The following is a 9,762-nucleotide window of genomic DNA, read 5'->3' on the forward strand; positions in this document are numbered from 1 at the left end:
TCTCTCAGTCGTGGCGTGGTCAGCACCACTGGGATATGGCTGGATAGGAAAACCGGACTGTCAGTATCTTACTGCGGGGGCTGCCTGCCCTCCCGGTATGGATCCTCTGGGAGGAAAATTCATGGTTCAGCTCACCTCGCACAGTGCTTCGTTCTCCGTGGAGGGTGCCGGGTCCGCCGAATCCACCGGGATCCCCGGAGCGGAGGGGACGGCGTCGAGAGGGAGACGGGCCGAGGCGGATCTCCTGGGGCCGCTGGTCCACCGGTCCGACGGCGAGGACATCTTTCCCACCGGCTGGACCCGGCAGACCGAGACCCAGTTCTCGGTGTCGGCCCGCTGGCCGCACGTGCACCGCTTCTTCGCCCCGGTGTCGGGCCGCCACCAGGACCCGCTGCTGATCGCGGAAACCATGCGTCAGACCACGATGCTCCTGGGGCACGCGGCGTTCGACGTCCCGGTGGGGGACCAGTTCGTGATGTGGGAGCTGGCGTACGTCTCCGACCCCGGTCAGCTGCTGGTGGGACAGGCGCCCTGGGACATCACCGTGGATGTGACCTGCTCCCGGATCCGGCGGCGCGGCCGGAGCATCGGCTCCATGCACGTCGAACTGCTCCTGCACCGCCTCGGCACCGTCCTCGCCAGCGGCGGCGGACGTATCAGCTGCACCTCGGCCAAGGTGTACGGCAGGCTGCGGGGCGACCGGCGCCACGTCATCGGTGCCCCGATACCCCTCCTGCCCGCTGTCGCGCCGGGCGAGGTGGGCAGGGCCGACGAGCGCGATGTCGTCCTGGCGCCGACGTCGCGGCACAACGTCTGGCAGCTTCGGCTCGACACCACGCATCCGACGCTCTTCGCCCGGCCCAACGACCATGTGCCGGGCATTCTGCTGCTGGAGGCGGCCCGTCAGGCGGCCGTCGCCGTCTCTCCCGGCCGCTACTTCCTCCCGGTTTCGGTGCGGACGGACTTCGTCCGGTACGTGGAACTCGACCGCCCGTGCTGGGTCGAGGCCCGGCCCGTGCCGGCCGGCGAGCGCACGGCGGCCGGGGTGCGGGTCACGGCGACACAGGACGGTGAGACGGTCTTCAGCTGCACCCTCGAATCCCCGGACCCGCGGCACGATGCGGCGGGCGACCGGGGGAGCCTGCGGGACGACCGGCAGAATGACCCGTCATGACGTCGCGCATACTCATCACCGGAGCGACCGGATTCATCGGCGGCCACGTGGTGGCCGAGGCCCGGTCCGTCCCCGGTCTCCGGCTGCGTCTGATGACGCACCGGACCGCCCTCGCCGCACCCACCGGGCCCGACGCCGAGACGGTGTACGGGGATCTCGCCGATCCCGCGACGCTGTACGGCAGTTGCGAGGGCGTCGACGCGGTGATCCACTGCGCCTCCTCGATCGGCGGTGACGAACCGACCGCCCGGTCCGTAAACGATCAAGGAACTCGTGCGCTGATGGAAGAGGCGGCCCGCTGCGGGGTCACCCGGATCATCCATCTGAGCACGGCATCCGTCTACGGCCGGGGGCCGTTCACCCGGCTGCTGCCCGGACAGGCCGAGCCCGCCGCGGCCTCGGCCACCAGCCTGACCCGGGCCGCCGCCGAGCGGCACGTCCTCGCCGCCGGCGGCGCCGTCGTGCGCCCGCACATCGTGTACGGGGCCGGGGACCGGTGGGCCGTGCCCGGACTGGTCGGGCTGCTCCGGCAGCTCTCGACCGGTCTGACCGGGTGCGAGGCGCGGCACTCGATGATCGACGTCCGGTCGCTGGGGAGGGCGCTGCTGAGTGCGGCGCTCTCCCCGAAGGAGACGGCCGGGGTCTACCACGTCAACCATCCCGAACCGGTGAGCTGTGCGCAGCTGCTGTCCACGGTCGTCGACGGGCTGCGGCTGCCCTGGGGCGCCACGGGCGTCGACGTGGACACGGCCCGTGAACGGCTCGCCGGTGTCCCGTACGCCCTGCACCACCTCGGCATGCTCGCCGTGGACCACTGGTTCACGGACGAACGGGTCGGCCGGGACTTCGACTGGGAGCCGGGCGAGGGGTTCACGACCGGGTTCGCCCGGCACGCCGCGTGGTACCGCAGCCACCTCGGCGGGTGACCGTCCACGGGGCGTGACTGCGTCAGTCCCCGATCCGGGTGCCCGTGCCGCTCACCCGCACCCGGGCGTCGCCTTCCCGCAGTTCGACCGTCAGGGTGCCGGGACGGCCCATGTCCTCGCCCTGGTGGAGAGTGAGGACCGTGGCGCCGGGGACGAGTCCCAGGGCACGCAGATAGGCACCGAAGGCGGCCGCCGCCGCACCCGTGGCGGGGTCCTCGACCACACCGCCGACCGGGAACGGGTCGCGGACGTGGAAGACGTCCGGTGCCGCGCGCCACACCAGCTGCAGGGTCGTCAGGTCCAGCCGGTGCATCAGGGCTTCGAGGCGCGCGAAGTCGTAACGGAGGTCGGCGAGGCGCTCACGCGTCGCGGCTGCCAGCACCAGGTGGCGGGCGCCCGCGTAGGCGATCCGGGGCGGCAGGGCCGGGTCGAGATCGGCGGCCGGCCAGTCCAGGGCGGCGAGCGCCTCCGCCAGGTCGTCCGGGGCGATGTCCATGACGTCCGGTTCGACGCTGGTGAGGGTGGCGCGGAGTTCGGTGCCCTCCCGGGTGACGGTGACCGGGACCGTACCCGCGGGGGTGTTGAACACCAGATCGCCGGGGCCGTCGCGTTCGGCGAGTGCGAGCGCGGTCGCCACGGTGGCGTGGCCGCAGAACGGGACTTCGGCCTTCGGGCTGAAGTAGCGGATCGTGTACCCCCGGGCGGCGGGCGGCTCCTGGTCACCGGGCTCGTACCGCCCGGTCAGGAAGGCCGATTCGCTGTAGCCCAGCTCCGCCGCGACGGCGAGCATCGCCGCGTCGTCGAGGCCGGACGCGTCGAGGACGACCCCTGCCGGATTGCCGCCGCCGGGGTCGGCGGAGAAGGCGGTGTAGCGCAGGATCGCGGTGTCTGGGTTCCGGGTCATGCCGAAGGTCAACTCCGCCGCGGCCCGGGGCATTCCCGGCCGGTGGGCCGGACGGGCGCCCCGGGCCGCGGTCACCCGACAGGCTCTCAGTGGCAGTTCTTGACGCCCTTGTCCGACCTGGTCCAGGAACAGGAGTCCTGGAGCTTGCCGTTCGGCTTGATCAGCCGGGCCTTGTCACCGGTGTTGTTCCAGACGTACGAACCGCGGTTCCAGTAGACGTGGCCCGACCCGTTCCTGCCCTTGCCCGTGTGGACCTTGACGGTCTTGCCCGCGCCGACGGTGTAGCTGCCGAAGGTGTACGTGTAGCCGGTGTCGTCCTTGAGCTTGTACCCCTTGAGCTGCAGCTTCGACTTGCCGTTGTTGTGGATGTCCACCCACTCGGCGTTGAGGGAGGCGTTGGTGCGGGTGTCCTTGCCGGGGCTGTCGTACTGGATCCTGCCGAGGTGCAGCCCGCCCTTGTGCGAGGCGGCCGAGGCCGGCGCCGTGAGGAGCAGCGAGCCGGCCAGGGCGGTGGCGGCGGCCAGGGCGAGCGGTGCCGCGGTGGGTATGCGCATGTCGTGATCCTTGCGTGGAGTTCCGGTGAAGAACTGTGAGCATAGGGGCAGCGCACGCCTGTTCGGCCGGAAACGGCGCAATCCGGCCGAGGTGCGGTCGTCCGGGCGGCAACCGCCCGCGCCCGGCGCCCGGTTCGGGCGGATCCGTCAGCCGCGTCCCACGTACGGCATGGTCGTCGCCAGGACCGTCGCGAACTGCATGTTCGCCTCCAGGGGCAGCTCCGCCATGTGGAGCACCGTCCGGGCCACGTCCGCCGTCGCCATCACCGGCTCCACCGCCAGTTCGCCATTGGCCTGAAGGGTGCCCGTCCGCATCCGCTCGGTCATGTCCGTGGCGGCGTTGCCGATGTCGATCTGGCCGCAGGCGATCCGGTACGGACGGCCGTCCAGCGACAGCGACTTCGTCAGGCCCGTCATGGCGTGCTTGGTCGTGGTGTAGGCGACCGAGTGGGGGCGTGGTGCGTGGGCGGAGATCGAACCGTTGTTGATGATCCGGCCGCCCTGCGGGTCCTGCGTCTTCATCAGCCGGTACGCCGCCTGCGCGCACAGGAACGCGCCCGTCACGTTCACGTCCACCACCGCGCGCCAGTCCTCCGGTGAGACGTCCTCGACCGGGACGGAGCGCGGGCCGAACGTGCCCGCGTTGTTGAAGAGCAGGTCGAGGCGGCCGAAGCACTCCCGTACCGAGGAGAAGAGGGCGGCCACGTCCTCGGGGCGGGAGACGTCGGCGGGGACGGTGATCACCCGGGCCTTCTCCCCGGCCAGTGCGGCGGTCTCGGCGAGGGGTTCCGGGCGTCGGCCCGCGAGCGCCACCGACCAGCCGGCGCCGGTCAGCGCGAGCGCCACCGCGCGGCCGATTCCGGAGCCCGCGCCCGTCACGACCGCCGTCTTCGAGTCGTTCAACAGTTTGTTGCTCATGGCGCCGCAGCGTACGCCCTCGCGTTCCTCGGGTCGCGTGGGGCCACATGGGGTCAAGAAGGTGTGCGGGGCGGCGGGTTCGCGCTTCGGGCGGCGCACGATGATGATCATGGTTCCCGTCCTGTATGCGCGCTTTGCCTGGTGGATCCATTCCTGCCGCGTTCCTCATCCGCGCGACGCCGGGGCGACGCGAACACGACAACAGTTCGATGTGCTGGAACGGTGGACTTTTCGAGCACACCACCAGCCAGGGGAGGGACAGATGACGTACTCATCGCACCAGCAGGAGATGCGCGCCGCCGCCAGGCACGTCGGACGCCGCCGTTTCCTCACCGTCACCGGTGCTGCCGCCGCGCTCGCCTTCTCGGTCGGTCTGCCGACCGCGGGCACCGCGAGCGCCGCCGAGCTGGACGCCCGGAGGATCGGCGACGACCCGTTCACGCTCGGCATCGCCTCCGGCGACCCGCTGCCCGGCTCCGTCCTGCTGTGGACGAGACTCGCCCCGCGACCGTACGAGCCCGGCAGCGGACTGCCCCGGGCCCGCGTCCAGGTGCGCTGGGAGCTCGCCCACGACGAGCGCTTCTCCCGCATCGTCCGGCGCGGAACGGCCACCGCCCACCCGGAGTTCGACCACAGCGTCCACGTCGAGGTCAAGGGTCTCGAAGCCGACCGCGTCTTCTACTACCGCTTCCGCGCCGGGGCATGGACCAGCCCCGTCGGCCGGACCCGCACCGCGCCCGCCCGCGGCGCCCGCAACAGCACCCTGAGCCTGGCCGCCGTCTCCTGCCAGGCCTACCACGACGGTTACTTCACCGCGTACCGGCACCTCGCCCGGGAGGACGTGGACGTCGTCTTCCACCTCGGCGACTACCTCTACGAGTACGCCGTCGACGCGACCGGCGGCGCCCGCAACGACACCGACCACACGCTCCCCGCCCACTTCGACAGGGAGACGGTCACGCTGGAGGACTACCGGCTGCGGTACGGCCTCTACAAGTCCGACCCCGATCTGCGCGCCGCGCACGCCGCGCACCCCTTCGTCGTCACCTGGGACGACCACGAGACCGAGAACAACTACGCGGGCGACACCCCCGAGAACGGCGTCCCGCCCGAGGAGTTCCTGCTGCGGCGCGCCGCCGCCTACCGGGCGTACTGGGAGAACCAGCCGCTGCGCACCCCGCAGCGGCCGACCGGTCCCGACATGAGGCTCTACCGGCGCCTGCACTTCGGCGCCCTCGCCCAGTTCGACATCCTCGACACCCGCCAGTACCGCAGCGACCAGGCGTACGGCGACGGCTGGCAGAAGCCGGGACCGGAGTCCGAGGACCCGTCGCGCACCATGACCGGCGCCGCCCAGGAGCGCTGGCTGCTCAGCGGCTGGCACACCTCGCGGGCCACCTGGAACGTCGTACCGCAGCAGGTCACCTTCGCCCAGCGACGCGATGTGCCCACCGACGCCTTCAAGTTGTCCATGGACGCGTGGGACGGCTACCCCGCCTCCCGCGACCGGGTCCTGAAGGGGGCCGAGGCCGCCGGGATCCACAACCTGATGGTGCTGACCGGCGATGTGCACGTCGGCTACGGCTTCGACCTGAAGCAGGACTTCGACGACCCGTCGTCCCGCACCGTCGGTACGGAGATCGTCGCCACGTCCATCACCAGCGGCAAGGACGGCTCGGACAGGCCCGGCAGCTGGAACAACCAGATGCGGGCCAATCCGCACATGAAGTTCTTCAACGGCCGCCGCGGTTACGCCGTCATCACGCTGGGCCGCGAGCGGGCGCGTGCCGACTACCGCACGGTGTCGGCCGTCACCACACCCGGCGCGCCCGTCGCGACGGCCGGATCGTTCGTCACAGAGGTGGGGAACCAGGGCCTCACGCCCGTGTAAGAGGTTCTGCGAGCTCCTTCGAGGCCCCGCGCCCAGAGGTCCCGGTCAGCCGAGGTCGTCAGCCGGGTAGCGGACGCCGATGCGGTCACGCACCGCGTCGAGCGTCCGCATCACGGCCAGGGAACCGTCCAGCGGCACCAGCGGCGACTCCGTCTCGCCCGCCCGCAGCGCCCGTGCCACCTCCGCCTGCTCGAACTGCATCCCGCGCAGCCCCGCGCCCGTCGCTCCCGCCGTGAACTCCTCCGGCTCCTGTCCCGGCCGGTGCAGCACGAAGCGTTCCGGATAGAAGAAACCGTGCGGGAAGTCGATCCGTCCCTTCGTCCCGGTGATCGACGCGGTGACCGGGGTGTCCCCGACGATCGAACAGTTCAGCAGAGCCGAGGCGCCCGCCCGGGACCAGCTCAGCAGCATGGCCGTGTTCAGATCGACGCCCTCCGGGGAGAGCAGCGCGTCGGCCTGCACCCGGTCCGGCTCGCCCAGCAGCAGCTGGGCGAACGACACCGGGTAGACCCCGAGGTCCAGCAGCGCGCCACCGCCCAGCGCCGGGTCGCGCAGCCGGTGTCCGGGGCCGAAGTCGCCCGCGAAGCCGAAGTCGGCCTGCACGGTGCGGATATCGCCGATGGCGCCGTCCCGGACGAGCTCCGTCATGCGCCGGACGACCGGGTTGCAGTACGTCCACATGGCCTCCATCAGGAAGAGACCGCGGTCCCGGGCGAGCTTCACCAGCTCGCCCGCCTCCCGCGCGTTGAGCGTGAACGCCTTCTCGCACAGCACGTGCTTGCCGGCCTCCAGGCAGAGGGCGGCCGCCTCCCGGTGCGCCGAGTGCGGCGTCGCGACGTACACCACGTCGACCTCGTCGTCGGCGGCGAGAGCGGCCCAGCTGCCGTACGCCCGGGGTATCCCGAACCGCTGCGCGAACGCCCGCGCCGAGGCGTCCGTACGGGATGCGACGGCCACCACCTCCGCGTCCGGCATCGCCCGCAGATCCTCGGTGAACGTCGCGGCGATGCCGCCGGTCGCCAGTACGCCCCAACGCACGGACCCGCTCATGCCTGTCATGACTGCTCCCCAAAAAGGTCTCGACCAGTGCCGCTGAGCTGAGAGCATAGAGGCGGATTCAATGACATGGAGATGAGAATGCCGGAGAGCGGCGCAAGCCGGGCCCAGCAGGAACGCACACACATATCGACCACCGGGACCGGGGCCGAGGAGCCCGCGGCCACCGGCGCACCCCCCGGGAATCCGGCCGCCACCGAAGCGGCCCGGCGCACCGGACTCCTCGTCACCCTGGTCCTCGGCGGCCTCACCGCGCTGCCGCCGCTCTCCATGGACATGTACCTCCCGGCGCTGCCCGCGGTCACCGACTCGCTGCACGCCTCCGCCGCGACCGTCCAGCTGACCCTCACCGCCTGCCTCACCGGCATGGCGCTCGGACAGGTCGTCGTCGGACCGATGAGCGACCGGTGGGGGAGACGCCGTCCGCTGATCCTCGGCATGATCATCTACGTCGTCGCGACCGCGATCTGTGTCTTCGCCCCCACCACGGAACTCCTCATCGGCTTCCGTCTCCTGCAGGGTCTGGCCGGTGCGGCGGGCATCGTCATCGCCCGCGCGGTGGTGCGCGACATGTACGACGGCGTGGAGATGGCCAGGTTCTTCTCCACCCTGATGCTGATCTCCGGCGTCGCGCCGATCGTCGCCCCGCTGATCGGCGGCCAGGTGCTGCGGTTCACCGACTGGCGGGGGATCTTCGCCGTCCTCACCGTCGTCGGCGTGGTCCTCACCCTGATCGTCTGGAAGTGGCTGCACGAGACCCTGCCGCCGCAGGACCGGCACACCGGCGGCATCGGCGACGCGCTGCGCACCATGCGCGGGCTGCTCGCCGACCGGGTCTTCACCGGCTACATGATCGCGGGCAGCCTCGCCTTCGCCGCCCTCTTCTCGTACGTGAGCGCCTCGCCGTTCGTGGTGCAGGAGATCTACGGGGCCTCGCCGCAGACGTTCAGCCTGCTCTTCGGCATCAACTCGGTCGGCCTGATCGTCGTGGGCCAGATCAACGGCAAGGTGCTGGTCGGCCGGATCAGCCTGGACAAGGCGCTCGCCTTCGGCCTCTCGGTCATCGTGCTGGCCGCGGCCGCACTGCTGCTGATGACTTCCGGGGTTCTCGGGGACGTGGGCCTGGTACCGGTGGCGGCCGGTCTCTTCGTACTGATGTCGGCGATGGGGCTCGCGATGCCGAACACGAACGCACAGGCCCTGATGCGTACGAAGAGCGCGGCCGGGTCCGCCTCCGCGCTGCTCGGCACGTCGTCGTTCCTGATCGGGGCGGTCGCCTCGCCGCTCGTCGGGATCGCGGGCGAGGACACGGCCGTCCCGATGGCTCTCGTGCAACTGGTCTGCGCGGCGGGCGCGATGGCCTGCTTCCTGGGGCTGTGCAGGCCCTGGCAGCGGGCGGCGTAGCGGGGTCAGCCCCAGGTGCTGCCGCTGATCAGGTCCGGCCCGAGGTGGCGGGAGACGACGGAGGCGAGCGCCGGTACCGCGCCCTCTCCGGACGCGTGCTTGAAGGTGTGGACGACGCAGGTCCGCACCGGGTGCGTCGGCCCGCCGGGGGCCGCGCACTCGTCGGCGGACAGCGGCCGGTGCTGCGGGCGTGCCAGGGCGAAGCAGACGAGCATCGTGCGGTGGTCCTCGTAGCGGAAGTACTCGGCGATCGCCCGGTTGCCGAAGTCCATGTGGGCGAAGGTGACGGCGACGTCCTCGGCGCCGTACGGAGCGGCCCGCAGCGCCGGCAGTACGTCGAGGACCGCGTCCCCGGCGGCGAGCAGCCGGGCCTCCTCGTGCGAGGGACCCCAGGGCGGCGGGTCGTCGTCCGGCTCGCCCACCGGGTACTCCTCGGTGCGCAGCGTCGTGCCGACGGGCGAGCGGTTCCAGCGGGCGTGCCCGCTGACACTGCCCCAGTTGAGACGTGCGTTGACGCAGAGATTCCCCGCGACGAGCGCCCACGGCGTTCGGACCAGGCGCTCGCGCGCCAGATCGACCACGAGGCGCCCGAAGGCCTCGGGCGGAAGCAGAGCCGGCTCCGCGGGCGCGATGAAGGTGTCGGTCCAGATGCCCATGCCCCGTTCCAGTGCCCCTCCCGGCAAGCTTTGCCCCGTCGCGCCGTCCAGCACGCACGCTCGCGGCGTCGGCCAAAAATCCTGGTAGCTCCGCCACGAGGACCTCCGCCTTGCGATCGCACGCACCGAACGCCGCCTGGCCCGCCCTGCGGGCGGACGACGCTACTTTCGGAACACGCCCTAACTTGATCTTTAACCTCGGGGTCCGAACGACTCCTCGTACTTGATCACTCGGAACGGTAACTGCCCTGCACGTAAGCGGCCTTCGGCTGAGCATGT

General features: G+C 71.3%; 9 protein-coding genes. 4 read left to right on the forward strand and 5 right to left on the reverse strand.

Annotated elements, in window-relative coordinates; translation table 11 throughout:
- Positions 1–121 precede the first annotated feature (121 nt).
- Both ACIQCZ_RS10405 and ACIQCZ_RS10410 read left to right on the forward strand, forming a co-directional pair.
- A complete protein-coding gene (locus ACIQCZ_RS10405; RefSeq protein WP_402281227.1) occupies positions 122–1,174 on the forward strand; it encodes a ScbA/BarX family gamma-butyrolactone biosynthesis protein in 1,053 nt (350 codons plus the stop codon).
- The gene (locus ACIQCZ_RS10410; protein WP_402281228.1) at positions 1,171–2,100 is read left to right on the forward strand and encodes an NAD-dependent epimerase/dehydratase family protein; all 930 of its coding nucleotides are present in this window, start codon (positions 1,171–1,173) and stop codon (positions 2,098–2,100) included. Before ACIQCZ_RS10405 ends, ACIQCZ_RS10410 begins: the two co-directional genes overlap by 4 nt.
- A 22-nt stretch (positions 2,101–2,122) precedes the next feature.
- On the opposite strand, the gene ACIQCZ_RS10415 is transcribed toward ACIQCZ_RS10410, so the two are convergent.
- The 3 genes from ACIQCZ_RS10415 to ACIQCZ_RS10425 all read right to left on the reverse strand — a co-directional run bounded on the left by ACIQCZ_RS10415 (position 2,123) and on the right by ACIQCZ_RS10425 (position 4,476).
- Entirely contained in the window at positions 2,123–3,004 is an 882-nt protein-coding gene (locus ACIQCZ_RS10415) for a PhzF family phenazine biosynthesis protein (RefSeq protein WP_402281229.1), read from the reverse strand.
- Between the two features lie 86 nt (positions 3,005–3,090).
- Entirely contained in the window at positions 3,091–3,558 is a 468-nt protein-coding gene (locus ACIQCZ_RS10420) for a lamin tail domain-containing protein (RefSeq protein ID WP_402281231.1), read from the reverse strand.
- A 147-nt stretch (positions 3,559–3,705) separates the two neighbouring features.
- Entirely contained in the window at positions 3,706–4,476 is a 771-nt protein-coding gene (locus tag ACIQCZ_RS10425) for an SDR family oxidoreductase (RefSeq protein ID WP_402281233.1), read from the reverse strand.
- A 262-nt stretch (positions 4,477–4,738) separates the two neighbouring features.
- On the opposite strand from ACIQCZ_RS10425, the gene ACIQCZ_RS10430 reads away from it, so the two are divergent.
- Complete coding sequence (locus ACIQCZ_RS10430; protein WP_402281235.1) at positions 4,739–6,367, forward strand: alkaline phosphatase D family protein; 1,629 nt, start codon at positions 4,739–4,741, stop codon at positions 6,365–6,367.
- Between the two features lie 45 nt (positions 6,368–6,412).
- Here ACIQCZ_RS10430 and ACIQCZ_RS10435 read toward each other — a convergent pair whose 3' ends face one another.
- Complete coding sequence (locus tag ACIQCZ_RS10435; protein WP_402281288.1) at positions 6,413–7,417, reverse strand: Gfo/Idh/MocA family protein; 1,005 nt, start codon at positions 7,415–7,417, stop codon at positions 6,413–6,415.
- Between the two features lie 87 nt (positions 7,418–7,504).
- Here ACIQCZ_RS10435 and ACIQCZ_RS10440 point away from each other — a divergent pair, with 87 nt between their 5' ends.
- Positions 7,505–8,827 carry a multidrug effflux MFS transporter gene (locus ACIQCZ_RS10440; RefSeq protein WP_402281236.1) on the forward strand — a complete coding sequence of 441 codons (1,323 nt, stop codon included), beginning with the start codon at positions 7,505–7,507 and terminating at the stop codon, positions 8,825–8,827.
- Positions 8,828–8,832: 5 nt separating this feature from the next.
- Here ACIQCZ_RS10440 and ACIQCZ_RS10445 read toward each other — a convergent pair whose 3' ends face one another.
- Positions 8,833–9,483, reverse strand: a complete 651-nt coding sequence (locus tag ACIQCZ_RS10445) for a hypothetical protein (RefSeq protein WP_402281238.1) — start codon at positions 9,481–9,483, stop codon at positions 8,833–8,835.
- Positions 9,484–9,762: the final 279 nt, after the last annotated feature.

The sequence above is a fragment of the Streptomyces sp. NPDC093149 genome (assembly GCF_044754145.1).
Taxonomy (GTDB): domain Bacteria; phylum Actinomycetota; class Actinomycetes; order Streptomycetales; family Streptomycetaceae; genus Streptomyces.

Coding starts and splice junctions, on each gene's coding strand:
- ACIQCZ_RS10405 (WP_402281227.1), top strand. CDS start 122: ATGGTTCAGCTCACCTCGCACAGTGCTTCGTTCTCCGTGGAGGGTGCC.
- ACIQCZ_RS10410 (WP_402281228.1), top strand. CDS start 1,171: ATGACGTCGCGCATACTCATCACCGGAGCGACCGGATTCATCGGCGGC.
- ACIQCZ_RS10415 (WP_402281229.1), bottom strand. CDS start 3,004: ATGACCCGGAACCCAGACACCGCGATCCTGCGCTACACCGCCTTCTCC.
- ACIQCZ_RS10420 (WP_402281231.1), bottom strand. CDS start 3,558: ATGCGCATACCCACCGCGGCACCGCTCGCCCTGGCCGCCGCCACCGCC.
- ACIQCZ_RS10425 (WP_402281233.1), bottom strand. CDS start 4,476: ATGAGCAACAAACTGTTGAACGACTCGAAGACGGCGGTCGTGACGGGC.
- ACIQCZ_RS10430 (WP_402281235.1), top strand. CDS start 4,739: ATGACGTACTCATCGCACCAGCAGGAGATGCGCGCCGCCGCCAGGCAC.
- ACIQCZ_RS10435 (WP_402281288.1), bottom strand. CDS start 7,417: ATGAGCGGGTCCGTGCGTTGGGGCGTACTGGCGACCGGCGGCATCGCC.
- ACIQCZ_RS10440 (WP_402281236.1), top strand. CDS start 7,505: ATGCCGGAGAGCGGCGCAAGCCGGGCCCAGCAGGAACGCACACACATA.
- ACIQCZ_RS10445 (WP_402281238.1), bottom strand. CDS start 9,483: ATGGGCATCTGGACCGACACCTTCATCGCGCCCGCGGAGCCGGCTCTG.